The 18,785-nt window shown below is 63.6% G+C and carries 15 protein-coding genes; 2 read left to right on the forward strand and 13 right to left on the reverse strand.

The features are described 5' to 3' along the window. Nucleotides 1-18: 18 nt before the first annotated feature. Nucleotides 19-1,254: a glycolate oxidase subunit GlcF gene (gene glcF, locus ACFOSU_RS17780; protein ID WP_380691259.1), complete on the forward strand. Its 1,236-nt coding sequence runs from the start codon at nt 19-21 to the stop codon at nt 1,252-1,254. Between the two features lie 240 nt (nt 1,255-1,494). Here glcF and ACFOSU_RS17785 read toward each other — a convergent pair whose 3' ends face one another. Next, the gene (locus tag ACFOSU_RS17785; protein ID WP_380691260.1) at nt 1,495-2,577 is read right to left on the reverse strand and encodes an AI-2E family transporter; all 1,083 of its coding nucleotides are present in this window, start codon (nt 2,575-2,577) and stop codon (nt 1,495-1,497) included. 267 nt (nt 2,578-2,844) lie between these two features. On the opposite strand from ACFOSU_RS17785, the gene ACFOSU_RS17790 reads away from it, so the two are divergent. Next, a complete protein-coding gene (locus ACFOSU_RS17790) occupies nt 2,845-4,338 on the forward strand; it encodes a M48 family metalloprotease (protein WP_380691261.1) in 1,494 nt (497 codons plus the stop codon). 310 nt (nt 4,339-4,648) lie between these two features. Here ACFOSU_RS17790 and lapB read toward each other — a convergent pair whose 3' ends face one another. From lapB to gyrA, 12 genes are all read right to left on the reverse strand, one after another. After that, a complete protein-coding gene (gene lapB / locus ACFOSU_RS17795; RefSeq protein WP_380691262.1) occupies nt 4,649-5,854 on the reverse strand; it encodes a lipopolysaccharide assembly protein LapB in 1,206 nt (401 codons plus the stop codon). Then, a complete protein-coding gene (locus ACFOSU_RS17800; RefSeq protein WP_380691263.1) occupies nt 5,847-6,137 on the reverse strand; it encodes a lipopolysaccharide assembly protein LapA domain-containing protein in 291 nt (96 codons plus the stop codon). Before ACFOSU_RS17800 ends, lapB begins: the two co-directional genes overlap by 8 nt. Before the next feature lie 66 nt (nt 6,138-6,203). Continuing rightward, entirely contained in the window at nt 6,204-6,491 is a 288-nt protein-coding gene (locus ACFOSU_RS17805; protein WP_380691264.1) for an integration host factor subunit beta, read from the reverse strand. Between the two features lie 127 nt (nt 6,492-6,618). Next, nucleotides 6,619-8,304, reverse strand: a complete 1,686-nt coding sequence (gene rpsA, locus ACFOSU_RS17810) for a 30S ribosomal protein S1 (RefSeq protein ID WP_380691265.1) — start codon at nt 8,302-8,304, stop codon at nt 6,619-6,621. A 116-nt stretch (nt 8,305-8,420) separates the two neighbouring features. Then, a complete protein-coding gene (gene cmk / locus ACFOSU_RS17815) occupies nt 8,421-9,113 on the reverse strand; it encodes a (d)CMP kinase (protein ID WP_380691266.1) in 693 nt (230 codons plus the stop codon). Next, a complete protein-coding gene (gene aroA, locus ACFOSU_RS17820; RefSeq protein WP_380691267.1) occupies nt 9,110-10,429 on the reverse strand; it encodes a 3-phosphoshikimate 1-carboxyvinyltransferase in 1,320 nt (439 codons plus the stop codon). Before aroA ends, cmk begins: the two co-directional genes overlap by 4 nt. Nucleotides 10,430-10,431: 2 nt before the next feature. After that, nucleotides 10,432-11,334, reverse strand: a complete 903-nt coding sequence (locus ACFOSU_RS17825) for a prephenate dehydrogenase (RefSeq protein ID WP_380691268.1) — start codon at nt 11,332-11,334, stop codon at nt 10,432-10,434. Then, nucleotides 11,331-12,455 (reverse strand): histidinol-phosphate transaminase, encoded by a 1,125-nt coding sequence (gene hisC, locus ACFOSU_RS17830; protein ID WP_380691269.1) that lies wholly within the window; start codon nt 12,453-12,455, stop codon nt 11,331-11,333. The genes ACFOSU_RS17825 and hisC overlap by 4 nt, the downstream gene beginning before the upstream one ends. Nucleotides 12,456-12,493: 38 nt before the next feature. Then, nucleotides 12,494-13,597 carry a prephenate dehydratase gene (pheA, locus tag ACFOSU_RS17835; RefSeq protein ID WP_380691270.1) on the reverse strand — a complete coding sequence of 368 codons (1,104 nt, stop codon included), beginning with the start codon at nt 13,595-13,597 and terminating at the stop codon, nt 12,494-12,496. Nucleotides 13,598-13,611: 14 nt separating this feature from the next. Continuing rightward, nucleotides 13,612-14,805 (reverse strand): phosphoglycerate dehydrogenase, encoded by a 1,194-nt coding sequence (locus tag ACFOSU_RS17840; RefSeq protein WP_380691271.1) that lies wholly within the window; start codon nt 14,803-14,805, stop codon nt 13,612-13,614. Nucleotides 14,806-14,941: 136 nt separating this feature from the next. Then, the gene (gene serC / locus ACFOSU_RS17845; RefSeq protein ID WP_380691272.1) at nt 14,942-16,027 is read right to left on the reverse strand and encodes a 3-phosphoserine/phosphohydroxythreonine transaminase; all 1,086 of its coding nucleotides are present in this window, start codon (nt 16,025-16,027) and stop codon (nt 14,942-14,944) included. A gap of 39 nt (nt 16,028-16,066) precedes the next feature. Beyond that, complete coding sequence (gene gyrA, locus ACFOSU_RS17850; RefSeq protein ID WP_380691273.1) at nt 16,067-18,748, reverse strand: DNA gyrase subunit A; 2,682 nt, start codon at nt 18,746-18,748, stop codon at nt 16,067-16,069. Nucleotides 18,749-18,785 lie beyond the last annotated feature (37 nt).

Genomic DNA, 18,785 nt, shown 5'->3' on the forward strand with positions numbered 1-18,785 from the left:
TGGTTACCGAGTGCTTCCATGAAGACATCCATTATTCCGCAACTGCGCGATACGCCGGACGGCCACGAAGCCGATCGCATCCTGCGCGCCTGTACCCATTGCGGTTTCTGCACCGCAACCTGCCCGACTTACCAGCTGCTGGGCGACGAACGCGACAGCCCCCGAGGCCGGATCTATCTGATCAAGCAGGTACTGGAAGGCGAAACGCCGACCCAGAAGACCCAGATGCATCTGGATCGCTGCCTGACCTGCCGCGCCTGCGAAACCACCTGCCCGTCGGGGGTGGAATACGCCAAGCTCGCCGATATCGGCCGCGATCTGGTCGAACAGCAGGTCGAGCGTCCGTTTCACGAGCGCGCCATCCGCTGGCTGCTGCGCCACGTGGTCGCCTACCGTAGTCGTTTCGCGTTCTTCTTTAATCTTGGCCATGCATTCAAGCCGCTGCTGATCGGCCCGCTGGCGCCGCTCAAGCAGAAGATGCCGCCCCGTCAGCACCGGATCGACTGGCCGGCGAACGAAGACACCCAGCGCACCATGCTCGTGCTGGACGGCTGCGTGCAGCCGGTGGCCACGCCCAACACCAACGCCCACGCCGCGCGTATTCTGGGCCAACTGGGCGTGCGCCTGATTGCGCCGAAAGCCAGCGGCTGCTGCGGCGCGCTCAGCCAGCATCTGGCCCATCGCGACGAAGCACTGGATTTCGCGCGCGCGAATATCGACGCTTGGTGGCCGCATATCGAAGCCGGCGCCGAGGCGATCGTGATGACGGCGAGCGGCTGTGGCGCATCGGTCGCCGAGTACGGCCATATGCTGCGCAATGACGCCGACTACGCCGACAAGGCGGCGCGTGTGTCCGAGCTCACGCGCGATCTGAGCGATGTCCTGGCCTCGGAAGACCTGAGCCGCCTGGGTGATCTCGGCCAGGGCCGCAAGGTGGCCTATCACCCGCCCTGTACGCTGCAGAACACACCGAAGCTGCGGGACCACGTGGCCGACATACTCACCGGTGCCGGCTATGAATTGACCCATGTCCGCGACCGGCATCTGTGCTGCGGTTCAGCGGGCACTTATTCCATCCTGCAGCCGACGATGGCCAACCAACTGCGCGCCAACAAGCTCGAGTCGCTGGCAGCCGGTAAGCCGGATGTGATCGTGACCGCCAACATCGGCTGCCAGCTGCATCTGGATTCAGCCTCCGGGGTGCCGGTTCGGCACTGGATCGAGTTGCTTGAAGCGCCGGCCGCTACGGCCTGATGCCCGGCCTGGCGAATGTCGGCTTACGGCCTTCGGCCTAAGCCGACCTACAAGACACGGAATGGTCTCTGCCAGTTGGTTGACGCAGCGTGACCCGACTGAAGAATGGGATGCAGTCTTCCCGGGCGCCGGAGGTGGCGCCCTTTGATGATCTGCGGCCTGCAAGACTGAATCTTCCATAGCGCAGCTGCGCTTGGAGCGTCCATCCGACGATACGCCACCTCGCGGAAAAGCCCCTACTCAGTAGGTCAACCCGGCGCCTTTCTCCGCGGCCGGCGCCGCCCGCCGCGGCCAGGCCTTGAGCACCGCATGCACGACCGTTGCCAGCGGAATGGCGAAGAACACGCCCCAGAAGCCCCAGATGCCGCCAAAGAACAGCACCGCGGTGATGATTGCGACCGGATGCAGGTTGACCGCCTCGGAGAACAGGATCGGCACCAGCACATTGCCATCGAGCATCTGCAATATCGTGTAGGCGATCAGCGCATACAGTGTCTGCGCCTCCATGCCCCATTGCGCATAGGCCACCAGCACGACGGGCAGGGTCATGCCGAACGCGCCGATATACGGCACCAACACCGAGAAACCCACCAGCGCCGACAGCAGCATTGCGTATTTCAGACCCAGCAGCGAAAACACGAGATAGGCCGCAACCCAGACGATGGCGATTTCCATCGCCTTGCCGCGCACATAGTTACCGAGCTGGGCATTGACCTCATCCCACACGCTTTGCACCAAGCCGCCGTTGCGCGGCACGAAACCGGCCAGCCAGGTCAGGATCTGGCGTTTGTCGCGCAGCATGAAGAACACCATCAGCGGCACCAGAATCAGATACACGCACAGATAGAGCAGGCCCATGCCGACCACGAGCGAGCGGCTGAGCAGGGACTGCCGAATGGAGGCGACGTCGACCGTGGTGCTGTTGACCACCGCGTCGATATGGTCCTGGGTGATCATTGCCGGGTATCGATCGGGCAGGGACGCGATCCAGTCCTGGATGTTGGTGATCAGACTGGGCAGCTCCTGCAGGATCTGGCCGGCCTGGCGGGTGAGCATGGGCAGCAGCGCAAAACTGACCAGCACCACGCTGATCAGCAGTGCAGTGGATACCAGCGCCGCGCCCACCCAGCGCGGCACCCGCACCCGTTCGAGCCAGAGCACGGGCCCATCGAGCAGATACGCCACCACGACCGAAGCCAGCACCGGCGTGAGCAGCGCGCCGAACACCATCACCAGCACGAGCCCGCTGAGCAGGATCAGCGCCAGCGCGACCACCTGCGGATCGGAAAAATGCCGCGAGAACCAATCGCGCACAACGTTCACGGGCGGAGCCCCGCGAACCGTCGACGGGGGATGGCGCCCAAGGCTGGGCCGTATTGCCAGACGGATGTCGGCACAATGTCTCCTTGGTCTAAAAAAATTGGAGCGCGATGTATCGTGGTGTCACCTGCTCATGGCGCTCAGTTTAATCGAATGAACAAAACACGCTAACCTGCGGTCTGATAAACGGGAACTGGGGCACGCCGCAACAGGCGCCGCGTTGGTCATCGCTGCCGGTCCCCCACCCCGCCCACTGGAATCAAACGTGTCGTGATCACTCGTGCCCTAGTCTTCCGTTCGCTGTTCGCAGCGCTGGCCTGTCTGGTCTCGGTCAGTACATTCGCGGCCGCCAACGACTACCAGCTGCCCACGATCGGCCAGCCCGCGGATGCCTATCTATCGCCCGCCGAGGAAGACAAGCTCGGGCGCCAGGTGGTGTCGCAGCTGCTCAGCCACAATCTGATCATCGAAGACGTGGAACTGCGCGAATATCTGAACGCGGTTGGCGCCCGCCTGGCGCAGCACACCTCGCACGCGGCCGACGCGTTTCACTTCTATGTGATCGACAGCGGCCAGATCAACGCGTTTGCCCTGCCCGGCGGATACATCGGCGTGAACGCGGGGCTGATCACCGAAACCGACAACGAAAGCGAGCTCGCCGGCGTGATGGGGCATGAAATGGCCCATGTGACCCAGCGCCACATCGCGCGCCAGATCGAAGCCACCTCCGGAATGGGCTGGGCCACGGCGGCCGCGGTCATCGTGGCCGCCATCGCCGGCGGCGGCGACCCGGACGCGATTTCCGCAGCGGTGGCCGCGGGCGTATCCAATCTCGGCCAGCAGCAGACCAACTACACCCGGGCGCACGAATTCGAGGCCGACCGTGTCGGCATCCGCACCATGGCCACCTCCGGCTTCAACCCCGACGCCATGGCCAGCTTCTTCGAGAAACTGCAGAAACGCTCCCAGCTCTACGGCACACAGCTTCCCGAGATCCTGCTATCGCATCCGGTGAGCAACACCCGCATGGCCGAGGCCGAGGCCCGCGCCCGCGACTATCCGTCGCCCAAGATCGACGAAAGCGCGGCGTATCCGCTCATGAAGGAACGCGCGCGGGTGCTGGCCAACCGCCAGCTCAGCGACCTCAGCCGCTACTATCAGCAGCGGCGTGGCGCCACCGACAAGCCCACGCCCGCGCTCGACTACGGCTATGCGCTGGTACTCACGCAACTGGGCCAGAACGACGCGGCCATCGCCCTGCTCGCGCCGCTGGCCACCGCAGCGCCCGACCAGCTGGCCTACAAGCTGGCGCTGGCCAACGCCTATTCACAATCCGGCAAGACCGGCGACGCCCGCAACATGCTCCTGTCGATCCAGAAGCAGTTTCCGCACAGCGCCGCGGCAAAACTCGACTACGCGCGCCTGCTGATCCAGAGCGACGAGCCCAAGGCCGCCCGCCAGTTCCTGCTCGGCGAGCATGCCCTGATCGACCAATCCTCGGATGCGCAGCAGATGCTCGCGCAGGCCGCGAGTCAGGACAAGAACCTGGGCGAGGCCTACTACCGACAGGCGCGCTATTTTCAGCTGCGCGGCGCCTATCCGCAGGCCATCAACCAACTGCGCGCTGCGCTTCAGACCGCACAGCTGAACGCTTTCGACAAGGCCCGCCTGCGGGCCCTGCTACAGCAGATGGTACAAAGCTGTCACGCGGCGTGGTCCCCGCAGGAATGCCGCAGGCAGGTCGAGGACGATACGCGTTACTAGCGACCCCTGCGCGGCCCTACAGACAACTTGTCGCGCTTCCGACCAATGGTTCAGCACGAATGAGCCGTGGCCGGCGTGCACGCCTCGGCTTCTTACAAAAGACCAGTAATCTGCTCTGCGCCGTAGCGCTCATTCACGTCCAATCTCCAGGCTTCGGCTGATTGGACTCGATATTGCTGCGCTACCCGATATCGGCGGATGATCGAACCGACGACACGACAGAGTCGCATCGCTGTTGCGCTCTGTAGCCTGCCAGCCAACCCACCGACCCACGTCACTGACGCGCGGCCGACGACGTGCCTGACTGTCGTTACGCAATACGCGCCGCTCGGGTGGGTGCCGGTTCGCCGGGGCGTACGTCGCGCACCGGCACGATGGTATTCCACTGCCGACAACTCGGGCACTGCCAGTGCAGATAACGCCCGGAAAAGCCGCATTGTCCGCAATGATAGGTCGGCTGGCGTTCGATGATCTGGCCCAGGGATTGGCGCAGACTGTCCAGCGGGCCGGTCAGATTGCTACGCGTCTGCGACCAGGTCAGATCGAGCAGGTGATAGAAGCCGATCCAGTTCGGATCTCCTTGAAGATACTCGGAGATATGGGCGATCGCCTCGTCGCTCTTCTTCTGCCGATGCAGCAGACGGGCATAGGCGACGTGCGGGTGCGCACCGTCGTATAACGGCATCAGCTCACGCAGAAAATCGGCGTAGCCGCGTGGGTCCTCGATCGCGTCGAAACAGCGCCGCATCGGCTCGATGATCTCGCTGCTGAAATCGATGTCCTGACGCAGGACCTGGCGATAGATCCGGATCGCCCCGCGATGATCGCCGCCGTGCTCCGCCATCAAGCCGCCGATCAGGCTGGTGCGTGCGCAGTCGCGAAATGAATGCCGTGCGGATTTGAGAAAACGATGAGCCTGATCGATCGCCTGATTGCCGCGCGCCTGTTCCGCCAGCTCGCAGAAGTACTGCGCGATCACCGGCCGCAGCGAGGTGCCGCGCACGGTCTCCAGGCGCCGAGTAGTGTCGATGGCCTGCTCCCAGTCGCGCCCCTGTTCGTAGATGGCCACGAGGCCAGACAAGGACCGCTCCAGAAACAGGTTCTGGTCGGCCAGTTCACGAAACAGGTTTTCGGCGCGGTCGAGCACACCGGCACGCAGATAATCCTGGGCGAGTTCATAACGCGCCTGATTACGATGAACGGCCTTGAGATTAGGGCGCGCCACCAGATTCTGGTGCATGCGCAGCGCACGATCCACCTCGCCCTGACGACGAAACAGATTGCCGAGTGCCAGGTGTGTTTCCGCGGTGTCGTTGTCGACCTCCAGCAGCCGCACGAACGTGGCGATCGCGCGATCGGCGTCGTCGTTGACGAGTTGGCTTATGCCGCGCAGATAGTCCGCGTTGACCGGCGGCGTGGGTTCATCTTCACCGGTGGCGCGGCCCCGCGCATACCAACCGGAGGCGGCCGCCAGCGGCAGCAGCGCCAGAAAAACCCACCAGATGCCATCAAGCATCGTGGATTGGCATGCTCCGCAGGTTGGAGATTTCTGCTTCCGCGTCCTTGAGCCGTCGACGCGCGCTCGACAGTCTGCCGCGCAGACGCGCGATACGCGCCATGCAGGCCAGTCCGGCAATAAGCAGACCGAGGACAAAAACGATGACCAGCAGCACAACCAGCGGGGCCTGAGTGTTCGTGAACAGCAGGTCGATATTCACCGGTTCGAAATTGAAGAAGCCGAAGGCGATACCCACGACCAATCCCAGGATCACGATAAGGTTACGTATCAGGCGTAGCATTGAAATCCCGTTTTCTGGCCGATGCCGGCTACCTTAGCAGCCTCTGTGATCAGCGTCCGTCGACTTTTATGAGTTGCTGATGTTGACGCGCTCGCGCAACTCCTTGCCGGGCTTGAAGTGCGGCACGAACTTGCGCGGGATATCCACCGACTCGCCGGTTTTCGGATTACGTCCGCGGCGCGCTGGCCGATGATGCACCGAAAAACTGCCGAACCCGCGAATTTCGACCCGGCCGCCCTCGGCCAGTTCGCCAATCACGTCGTCAAGCAACAATTTGACAGCCAACTCCACGTCACGATGCGACATATGCGCCTGACGCTGAACCAGCCGTTCGATCAGCTCCGATTTAGTCATTCAGCGCTCTCTCCCTAGAAACGCCGCCCCCGATACGCACCGGCTGGTGCGCCCCACTGACCTTTAGGCTAGTTAAAACACAGGGCGCACGCAAGCGCCCTGTGCTCTGTACTGCCGTGTTATTCGACTAATTATTACGATCGCTGGCGTCGATCTGCTCTTTAAGCAGCTCGCCGAGGCTGGTCGTACCGGTCGAGGCATCGGTATCCGCGTAGTCGCGCATGGCCTGCTGCTCGTCCTTCTCGTCCTTGGCTCGAATCGACAGGCTGATCGTGCGGTTGCGACGATCCACGCCCACGAAGCGGGCTTCGACGTCGGCACCTTCGGACAACGCGGTACGCGCGTCCTCGACCCGGTCGCGAGAGATATCCGATGCACGGATGTACCCGACCACGTCGTTGCCGAGATCGACGTTGGCGCCCCGGGCGTCGACGCTGGCGATCTTGCCGGTGACGATGCTGCCCTTCGGATGATCGGCGACGAAATTGCCCATCGGATCCTGCGCGAGCTGCTTGATGCCCAGCGAAATACGCTCGCGGTCGGCGTCGATCGACAGCACCACGGCCTCGACCTCGTCGCCCTTGGCGTAATTGCGCACGACGTCGTCGCCGGTCTCGTTCCAGGACAGATCGGACAGATGCACGAGGCCGTCGATGTTGCCCGGCAGGCCCACGAAGATACCGAAGTCGGTGATCGACTTGATCTGGCCGACGACCTGATCGTTGCGCTGATGCTGGGCAGCGAAGTCTTCCCAGGGATTGGACTTGCACTGCTTCATGCCCAGCGAGATACGACGGCGTTCCTCGTCGATCTCGAGCACCATGACCTCGACCTCGTCGCCGACATCGACGATCTGGTTCGGGTTGATGTTCTTGTTGGTCCAGTCCATTTCGGAGACGTGAACCAGACCCTCGACACCGGATTCGATCTCGACGAAGGCGCCGTAGTCGGTGATGTTGGTGACGTTGCCGAACAGACGGGTGTGCTCGGGATAACGACGCGCAATATCGACCCACGGATCGTCGCCCAGCTGCTTGAGGCCGAGCGAGACGCGGGTGCGCTCGCGATCGAACTTGAGCACCTTGACCTCGATCTCTTCACCGACGTTGACCACGTCGGTCGGATCCTTGATGCGCTTCCATGACATGTCGGTGATATGCAGCAGGCCGTCGATGCCGCCGAGGTCCACGAACGCGCCGTAATCCACGAGGTTTTTGACGATGCCCTTGAGCACGATGCCTTCCTGGAGCGTGTCGAGCAGCTGCTTGCGCTCTTCGCTGTACTCTTCCTTGAGCACGTCGCGACGCGAGACGACCACGTTGTTGCGCAGACGATCCAGCTTGATGACGCGGAACTCGAGCGGCTTGCCTTCGAGGTAGGTCGTGTCGCGCACGGGGCGCACGTCGACCAGCGAACCGGGAAGGAAGGCGCGAATATTGCCAACGTCGACGGTGTAACCGCCCTTGACCTTGCCGCTGATCTGACCAACCACGGATTCGCTGTTCTCGTAGGCTTCGGTGAGGAAGTCCCAGGTACGGATACGCTGAGCTTTTTCCTTGGACAGACGGGTCGCGCCGAAACCGTCTTCGACGGCCTCCAGGGCTACTTCAACCTTGTCGCCCGCAACAACGGAGATTTCACCGTTGTCGTCGTAGAATTCGTCGATCGGGATCACGCCTTCGGACTTGAGTCCGGCATCGACGATGACCACATCGGATTTGACTTCCAGGATCTCTGCGTTGATCAGGGATCCGGGCTGCATGGTACGACCCTGCAGACTTTGCTCGAATAGCTCAGCGAAACTTTCAGACATGGGTGGGGCTTGATCCTGCGGCGCAAAGCGAACGCGCCATCGGTGGTTGATTAGACAATCCGACGAAGGCATTGCGCCGCCGCCGGTCCAGTGGGTGTAGGCCGGACATGAGAGACTCAGATCCAGCCGTTTTCTCGTACCAGGCCGCGCACTCGCTCAAGCGACGCGGACACTGTCTCGCCGGTGGTGTCGATCACATGCGCGTCCACCGCCGGCTTCAAAGGGGCGACCACACGCGATGCATCGCGCGCGTCCCGCTCCAATATCTCTCGATATATCCGTTCAAGATTAGCATCAACACCGGAGCCCGACAACTGTGCATGTCGTCGCGACGCGCGCTCCTCCGCCGAGGCGGTGACATAGATCTTCAGATCGGCATCCGGAAACACGATCGTGCCCATATCGCGACCGTCTGCAATCAGTCCCGGCGGGGACGCGAAATCGCGCTGACGGGACAGCAGCGCCTGTCGAATCGCGGACTGCACGGCCCATTTCGACGCCGCATCCGAAATCGCATCGCTGCGGATGACCTCGGTCACGTCCTCGCCGGCCAGCAGCACCCGCTGGCCCTCGCCGGCATCCGGCTCGAACACCAGATCGAGGCCGCGCGCGGCCTCGGCCGCCTCGGCACAGTCGGCCGCATTGTCGGCATCCAGATCTTCACGCAGCGCGATCAGTCCGACGAGCCGGTACAGCGCGCCACTATCGAGCAGCCGCCAGCCCAGTTCGCAGGCGAGCGCGGACGCGAGCGTGCCCTTGCCTGCCCCGCCCGGCCCGTCGAGTGTGAGCACTGGCGCCTGTGCGCTCATGACATGCCGCGAGACTGGATATCGAGCCCCGCCGAACGCGCGAGTTCGACGAACCCCGGAAAAGACGTGTCCACGAAATCGCAATCGTCGATCGTGATCGGTGCACTGGCGCGCAGCCCCGCCATCGCGAAGGCCATGGCGATGCGGTGATCCTCGTGACTATGCACATGCCCGCCGCTGAAGCTGTATTCCTCGGGACGACCGATGATCGTGAGTCCGTCGTCGGCCACGCTGACATCGACGCCGAGCGTGGCCAGCCCGTCGGCCATCACCTGGATACGGTCGGATTCCTTGACCCGCAGCTCCGCGGCACCGGTCAGCCGGGTGGTGCCGCTGGCGCAGGCCGCGGCGATGAAGATGGCCGGAAATTCGTCGATAGCCAGCTCGACTTCATCGGCACCGATATCCACGCCGCGCAGTTCGCTGCTGCGAATCTCGATGTCGGCAACGGGCTCGCCTGCCTGCTCGCGCTCGTCGCGCAGGAGGAGGTCCGCGCCCATGCGCTGCAGAATCTCGATAATGCCGCGACGGGTCGGGTTCACGCCCACGCCGCGCAGCGTCAAGGCGCTGTCGCTGGCGATGCAGGCGCCGACCATGAAAAACGCCGCCGACGACAGATCCGCAGGCACCGCCACGTCGAAGGCGTGCAGTTCCTGGCCGCCGGCAAGCGCCAGCTGGCAGCCCTTGCGCTCGATGCCGACCCCGAACGCTCCCAGCATGCGCTCGGTGTGATCGCGGCTCACGCCCGGCTCGTTGACCCGGGTTACCCCGTCGGCGTAAAGCCCGGCCAACAGCACGCAGGACTTGATCTGGGCGCTCGCCACCGGCGGCGTGTAATCGATGCCGGCGAGGGCCCGGCCGCCGCGGATCTGCAGCGGCGCGCGCCCGCCTTCACTGCCCTGGATATCCGCATTCATCAGGGTCAGCGGCTCGATCACACGCGCCATGGGTCGACGCGACAGTCCGGCGTCGCCGCTGAGCACGCTGTCGAATGCCTGGCCGGCCATCAGCCCCGACAACAGCCGCATGGACGTGCCCGAGTTGCCCAGATCGAGCGCGCCGTCGGGCTTTTGCAGGCCATGACGACCGACGCCGTCGACGATCAGATCGCCCTGGTCCTCGCTGTGGCTCACGCCCATCGCCGCGAACGCACGCAGGGTCGCAAGACAGTCCGCGCTCTCCAGAAAGCCGCTGATCCGCGAGCGGCCGTCTGCAATCGCGGCAAACATGATCGCCCGGTGCGATATGGACTTGTCGCCCGGCACGCTCAGATGTCCGCTCAGACGACCGCCCGGCGCAATCTCGAATTGGCGCATGGTCAGCCCTGGTCCTGTATGTATTGACTGGCGAAGCGGTCGCGCGCCTGCTTGGCACGGCCGAAGGCACTGGTAAGCATGGCACCATCGCGCCCGGCGATCGCGCCGCGCAGGGCTTCGAGGTCGCCGATATAACGATCGAGCACGGGCAGCACCGCATCCCGGTTGGCGCTCACGATATCGCTCCACAGCGCCGGATCGCTGGAGGCGATACGGGTGAAATCCGCGAAACCGCCGGCCGCATATTCAAAGATCTCGGTGCGCTCGGCCATGCGCGCCAGCGTATCCACGAGCGCAAAGGCGAGCACATGCGGCAGGTGGCTGGTGGCGGCAAGCACTTCGTCGTGATGGGCCGCGTCCATTTCGGTGACGCGCGCGCCCAGCGCACGCCAGAGTGCTTCGACCGCCGCGAAGGCGTCGCGGTCGGTCTCCGGCGTTGGTGTGAGAATGACGCGGCGATCCTCGTACAGCGCGCCAAAACCCGCCTCCAGACCGCTGTGCTCGGTACCCGCGATCGGATGACCGGGCACGAAGCGGCCGATCCGGGCACCCAGTTGCTCCCGCGCCGCCGTGATCACAGCCATCTTCACGCTGCCGACATCCGTGATCACCGCAGCGGCCGGCATGGCCCGCGCCAGATCGGCGAACACATCGGCCATGGCGCCGACCGGCACCGCAACCACGACCAAGTCCGCCCCGGCGACCGCCTTGCCGAGGTCGGTGGTGGCCTCGTCGACAATGCCCAGTTCCACGGCGCGTTTCGCGTCCTCCGTCGTCGCCACGCAGCCGACGATGGACGCCGCACCACCGGCGACACGCAGGCCGCGTGCGATCGAACCGCCGATCAGACCCAGGCCGATGATCGCAACATGCTGTCCATAGCCGGTCTCGGGCGCCGCATTCATAGCGCGGCCAGCACCTTGTCCAGCGCTTCGAGAAAGCGCAGGTTTTCTTCGCGGGTTCCGACAGTTACGCGTAGATGTTCAGGCATTTCATAACTGGCCAGAGGACGCACGATCACGCCCTCGCGCAGCAACGCTTCGTATAGCGGGCCGGATTCGCGACCACAATCGAAGGTGATGAAATTCGCCTCCGACGGCAGGCAGTCCATGCCGCGCGCGGTGAGTTCGCGCCCCAGCGAACTGCGTTCCGCGTTATTGCTGGCGATCGAGCGCTCGATGAAATCGGTATCGTCCATCGCCGCCGCCGCGCAGTGCATGGCGACCATGTTCACGTTGAACGGCTGGCGAATACGATTGAGATAGTCCGCAACTTCGGCGCTCGACAACCCGTAACCGAACCGCAGCGCCGCCATGCCGAATATCTTGGAGAAAGTGCGGGTGACGATCAGGTTGGGAAACCGGTCCAGCCAGCTCCGGATATCCGGCTGCGCGGCCGTGGTCTGGTATTCGATATAGGCCTGATCGAGCAACACCACCGTCTGCGCCGGCACCTGCTCGAGAAAGGCTTCCAGCGCACTCGCGCTAAGCCAGGTGCCGGTCGGGTTGTTCGGACTGGCGATGAACACCACCCCGGTGTGGTCGTCGATGCGCGCCAGCATCCCGTCCAGGTCGTGCCCGAGCGGCATATCGGCGGCGGTGCCCAGCGCGGGGACGATGCGCACCTCGGCGTTGACCGCACGCGCCACGATCGGATACACGGCAAACGAATACTGCGACACGATCGCGTTCTTGCCCGGGCCGAGAAATACCCGCGCCGTGAGTTCGAGAATATCGTTGGACCCATTGCCCAGGGTGATCCGCGCCGCTTCGATAGCATGCCGGGCGGCGATCCTGGCCTTGAGATCGAAGCCGCTACCGTCCGGATAGCGATACAGATCGCCGTTGAAGCTCGCCAGCGCCGCGAGCGCGGCGGGTGACGTACCCAGCGGATTCTCGTTCGATGCCAGCTTGATGATCGACGACAGACCCAGCTCGCGCTTGAGGTCCTCGATCGGCTTGCCCGGCACGTAGGTGTGCAGGCTACGAATCCCGTCGTGCGCCTGATCGGTGAGCGTAATACTCATGACATCAATCACTTGAAAGAATTATTGAAAGTCCGTTCTCAGACTGGCTCGGGGCCTATGGCGCGCGGATACGATCCCAGTATCTTGAGCATGACGGCCTGGCTTTCGATAGCCGCGATCACGTCGCGCACGCGACTCTCGTCGGCATGGCCTTCGATATCGATGAAGAAATTATAGTCCCACGCCTGGCGCCGCGACGGGCGCGATTCGATACGCGTAAGGTCCACCCCGGCTTCAGCACCCGGTGTCAGCAGACGATGAAGCATGCCCGGCTGATTGCGGATGGCCACCAGAATCGAGGTCATGTCGTTGCCGGTCGCCGGCACATGCTGCTTGCCGAGGACCAGAAACCGCGTCGTGTTGTTGGGCTCGTCCTCGATGTTGGAGGCCAGCATCGCCAGCTCGTAGAACTCGGACGCGGCCCGTCCGGCGATCGCGGCGGCCTGGGTTTCGCCGGCCACCATGCGCGCCGCTTCGCCGTTGCTGGCGACCGCTTCGCGGACCACGCCCGGCAGGTGGCTGTCCAGCCATTTGCGACACTGCGCCAGCGACTGGGCATGAGCGACCACGCGTTTCACGCCGGCCAGATCCTCGGCCCGCGAGAGCAGATGATGATGCACCGCCAGCGCCACCTCGCCGCAGATCGACAACGAGCTGCCGACCAGCTGATCGAGGGTGTGGCTAACCACCCCTTCGGTGGAATTCTCCACCGGCACCACGCCGAAATCGGCATTGCCGGCCTCGACCTCCCGGAAGATCTCGTCGATCGCGGCCAGCGGTATAGCTTTCACCGAATGGCCGAAGTGCTTGTAGACGGCCGCCTGGGTGTAGGTCCCCTCGGGGCCGAGGTACGCCACCTTCAACGGCGATTCCAGCGCCAGGCACGCGGACATCACTTCCCGCATGATGCGCGTGATGGTGGCATCATCCAGCGGGCCGTCGTTGCGCTCGGCCACGCGTCGTAGCACGTCGGCCTCGCGCTCGGGCCGATAGAAATCGCTGCGACCCTGGGCCTGCTTGATACGGGCCACATCCAGGGCAACCCCCGCGCGCTCGGCGATCAGACGCTGGATCTGCTGATCCAGCGTATCGATACGCTCGCGCGCCTGGGACAGCGCCTGATCGTCGGATTGCGTACTCATCTACAAATCGCGCCCTATGCCGCTTCGCTGCCCACCGCGCCCAGATAGCGTACGCAGAGCACGCCTTCGATGGCCTTGAGCTCATCGAGCACCGCCTCGGGCGCCTCGGAATCCACGTCCACCAGGGTATAGGCGATTTCGCCTTTCGACTTGTTGAGCAGGTCCGCGATATTGAGCTCGTGCCGTGCCAGCGTCGAGGATATCTGGCCGACCATGTTGGGCACGTTGTGGTTGACCACCACGATCCGGTGCGCATTGGCGGTCGGCGGCATGATCGCTTCGGGGAAATTCACCGAGTTGCGGATATTGCCCACTTCCAGGTAATCGCGCAGCTGGTCGGCGATCATCATCGCGCTGTTGTCCTCGGCCTCGTCGGTGGAAGCGCCCAGATGCGGCAGCGTGATCACGCTGGGGTGCCCACGCAGCTTCTCGGACGGGAAATCGCACACGTAATAATGCAGGCGGCCGGATTCGAGCGCACCCAGCACCGCATCCTCGTCCACGATCTCGGCGCGCGAGAAATTGAGCAGCACGGCGTTCTTGCGCATCAGCTTGAGGCGCTTGGCGTCGATCAGGCCGCGGGTGTCGTCGACCAGCGGCACATGCAGGCTCACGAAATCCGAGCGCGACAGCAGTTCGTCCACCGACAGCGCCTGGGAGACGTTGGCGTGCAGGCGCCAGGCGTTGTTGACGGTGATGCCGGGATCGAAACCGAGCACGCTCATGCCCAGATCACGCGCGGCGTTGGCCACCTGCACGCCGATCGCGCCCAGACCGGCCACGCCCAGCGTACGGCCCGGCAGTTCCACGCCCTTGAACCGCTTCTTGCCGGCCTCGACCTCTTTCTTGAGCTCCTCGCCGGTCGAGGTCAGTTCCTCGACATAGCGCCAGGCGCTCATCAGATTGCGCGATGACAACAGCAGACCCGACAACACCAGTTCCTTGACCGCGTTGGCGTTGGCACCGGGCGCGTTGAACACGGCCACGCCGCGCTTGGTCATGTCGGGCACGGGGATGTTGTTCACCCCGGCGCCGGCGCGGCCGATCGCGCGCACGGTGTCCGGGATCGCCATGTCGTGCATGTTGTGCGAGCGCAGGATGATCGCGTCCGGCGTCGACAGCTCCGAGGCGATCTCGTACTTGTCGCGCGGCAGGCGATCGAGGCCCTTCGAAGAAATGCTGTTGAGGGTTTGTACCTTGAATGTCATAGGAAACTTATCCGCAAATTCAGTAAGCAGTTGATCCGCAGATGACGCAGATGACGCAGATTGTTAAAAGAAGATGCGGTCGCTTTCTTTTCTGAATCCGTGAAATCCGCGCAATCTGCGGATAAGTGTCTTTGTCTTAACCGTTGTCCTTCTCGAAGGCGCGCATGAAATCAACCAGTGCATCGACGCCTTCCTGCGGCATCGCGTTGTAGATCGAAGCGCGCATGCCGCCCACCGAGCGGTGGCCCTTGAGCGTGGACAGGCCCGCTTCCTCGGCCTTGGCCAGAAAGCTCTTGTTGAGGCTGTCGTCGGCGAGCAGGAACGGCACGTTCATGCGCGAACGCGCGCCCGGCGCCACCGGATTGCTGTAGAAGTCCGAACCGTCGATGGCGTCATAAAGCGTTTTCGCCTTCTTCGCGTTGCGCTCGGCCATGCCTTCCAGACCGCCATTGTTCAGGATCCACTCGAAGGTCAATCCGCACATGTACCAGGCGAAGCAGGACGGCGTATTGAGCATGGAATCGGCGTCGGCCTGCTGCTTGTAATCCAGCACCATCGGCACGCCCGACTGCGGCTTGCCCATGAGATCGTCGCGCACGATGACCATCGTCATGCCGGCCGGACCCGCATTCTTCTGCGCGCCAGCGTAGATGACGCCGTATCTGGAGACGTCGATCGGCTTGGACAGGAACGCCGACGACCAGTCCGCCACCAGCGGCACGCTGCCGGTATCGGGCACATCCGGATATTCGATGCCTTCGATGGTTTCGTTGGGCGTGTAATGGACATAGGCCGCATCGTCGCGAAGCTGCCAGTCGGCGCGCGGGGCGATATCGGTGAACTTGCCGTCGACGGCCGAACTGGCCGCGACCTGTGCGTCGCCGAATTTGCCGGCTTCCTTGACCGCTTTTTTGCCCCAACTGCCGGTGATGACGTAGTCGGCTTTCTGCGACTCGCCCATCAGATTCAGCGGTACGCCCGCGAACTGGCCGGCGGCGCCGCCCTGCAGGAACAGCACGCTGTAGCCGTCGGGTACGTTCAGCAGTGTGCGCAGGTCCTGGGTCGCTTTTTCGGCGATGGAGACGAATTCATCGCCGCGATGGCTCATCTCCATCACCGACATGCCGCAGCCCTGCCAGTCGAGAAGATCGGCCTGGGCTTTCTTGAGCACTTCCACCGGCAACGTCGCCGGACCTGCACTGAAGTTGTAAACGCGTGCCATATGCAGTCTGTCTCCGATTAATGTAGTAGCGCCGCGCGCTTATTCAGTGGTGTCGTCGGTGCCGCTATCGTCGTCGCCGTCGTCCGATGCCGCGTCGCGGTCATCGTCATCGGTCGAATCCGAATCCGCCGAATCGACGGCGAGATCGCCTTCGCTTTCGCCGTCGTCATCGGTCTCGTCCTCATCGACCGCGATACGATCGACACCCACCAGATGCTGGTCGGCGCCGACGCGGATGATACGCACACCCTGGGTGTTGCGCCCGAGCACCGAGATTTCCGCCACCGCGGTACGAATGAGCGTACCCAGGTTGGATATCAGCATTATTTCATCGTCTTCGAGCACCTGGGTCGCACCCACGACGGCGCCGGTCTTGTCCGACTGCTTGAGCGCGAGCACGCCCTGGCCGCCGCGACCGCGCAGCGGGTAGTCGTCGACCGGTGTGCGCTTGCCGTAGCCCTGTTCGGTGACGGTGAGAATCTCGCCCTCGCGGATGACGATCAACGCGATCACGGCCGCGTTCTTTTCGCCTTCCGGCAGACGGATACCGCGCACGCCGGCGGCGGTCCGGCCCATCGAGCGCACGTCGTTCTCGCCGAAGCGAATCACCTTGCCGCCGGAGGAGAACAGCATCACCTCGTCGTTCTTGCCGGCCGTGAGATCGACGCCTACCAGCGCGTCGTCCTCGCGCAGATCGATGGCGATGATGCCGTTGGCACGCGGACGCGAGAACTGCTCGAGCTCGGTCTTCTTGACCGTGCCGTTGCGGGTCGCGAAGAACACGTTTTCGCCGGTGTCGAAATCCTTGATCGGCAGAACCTGCGAGATGCGCTCGTCCGACTCCAGCGGCAGCAGATTGACGATCGGCTTGCCGCGCGCGCCGCGACCGGCGCTGGGCAGCTCGTAGACCTTGAGCCAGTACGCCTTGCCCGCCGACGAGAAGCACAGCAGCGTGTCGTGAGTGTGGGTCACCCACAGCTTGTCGATAAAATCGGCGTCCTTGGTGGCGGTCGCCGACTTGCCGCGCCCGCCGCGGCGCTGGGCGCGATAGGCATCCAGCGGCTGGCTCTTCACATAGCCTTCGTGAGTGAGCGTGACCACCACGTCTTCCGGCGTGATCAGATCGGCAGTGGTCAGATCCAGGTGGTTGTAGAGGATCTCGGTCTTGCGTTCGTCGCCGTAGTCGGCGCGTACCGATTCCAGCTCCTCACGAATGACTTCGAACAGACGCGCCATGCTCGAGAGAATCTCGATATAGTCGGCGATCGCGTCGAGCAGCTTTTCGAATTCCTCGACGATCTTGCTCTGCTCGAGGCCGGTCAGACGATGCAGACGCAGATCCAGGATCGCCTGGGCCTGGGTCTCGGTCAGGCGGTAGCCACCGCCTTCCTGCAAGCCATAGGCAGCGGCCAGGTCGGCCGGACGCGAGGCGGTGGCACCGGCGCGTTCGAGCATGTCCACGACCTGCCCCGGCGGCCATTCGCGGCTGATCAGCGCCTCACGGGCCTCGGAAGGCCCGGAGGACGCCTTGATCAGGGCGATCACCTCGTCGATGTTGGCCAGCGCGATGGTCAGGCCTTCCAGCACATGGGCACGGGCCCGCGCCTTGGCCAGTTCGAACTGGGTGCGGCGGGTGACCACTTCGCGCCGGTGGCGGATGAACGCCTCCAGCATCTGCTTCAGGTTGAGCGTGCGCGGCTGGCCGTCGTCGAGGGCGACCATGTTGATGCCGAACACGGTCTGCATCTGGCTGTGGCGATAGAGATTGTTGAGCACGACCTCGGGCGTCTCGCCCCGGCGCAGCTCTACCACCATGCGCATGCCGTCCTTGTCGGACTCGTCACGCAGCTCGGTGATGCCTTCGATGCGTTTTTCCTTGACCAGTTCGGCGATCTTTTCCAGCAAGCGCGCCTTGTTGACCTGGTACGGCAGCTCGGTGACCACGATCGACTGCTTGCCGCGCTCGTCGACTTCCTCGAAGTGCGCCCGTGCGCGCATGTAGATGCGCCCGCGCCCGGTCTCGTAGGCTTCGCGGATACCATCGGCGCCGTTGATCATGGCCGCGGTCGGGAAATCCGGGCCCGGCACGTATTCCATCAGCCCGAGAATATCGATCTCGGGGTTGTCCATCACCGCGAGCACGGCGTTGACGATCTCAACCAGGTTGTGCGGCGGGATATTGGTGGCCATACCCACGGCAATACCGGTGCCGCCGTTGACCAGCAGGTTTGGCAGCCGGGTCGGCAATACCGCCGGCTCGGATTCGGATTCGTCGTAGTTGGGGATGAAATCGACGGTATCCTTTTCGATATCCGCCATGATTTCGTGCGCAAGCTTGGACATGCGCACTTCGGTATAGCGCATGGCCGCCGGCGCGTCGCCGTCGACCGAGCCGAAGTTGCCCTGGCCGTCGACCAGCACATAGCGCATGGAGAAATCCTGCGCCATGCGTACGATCGTGTCGTAGACGGCGGAATCCCCGTGCGGGTGATACTTACCGATCACGTCACCGACCACACGGGCCGATTTCTTGTAGGGTTTGTTCCAGTCGTTGCCGAGTTCGCGCATGGCATGGAGCACACGCCGGTGCACGGGCTTGAGCCCGTCGCGCACATCGGGCAATGCGCGCCCCACGATGACGCTCATGGCGTAGTCGAGATACGACTTGCGCATCTCGTCTTCGAGGTTGATCGACAGGATCTCTTTTGCGACGTCGGCCATAGGCTTGTTCTGGTAGTGCGGTTGCGTACCCGGGCGC

Origin of the sequence: Salinisphaera aquimarina (genome assembly GCF_042643355.1) — a bacterium.
Classification (GTDB): Bacteria; Pseudomonadota; Gammaproteobacteria; order Nevskiales; family Salinisphaeraceae; genus Salinisphaera; species Salinisphaera aquimarina.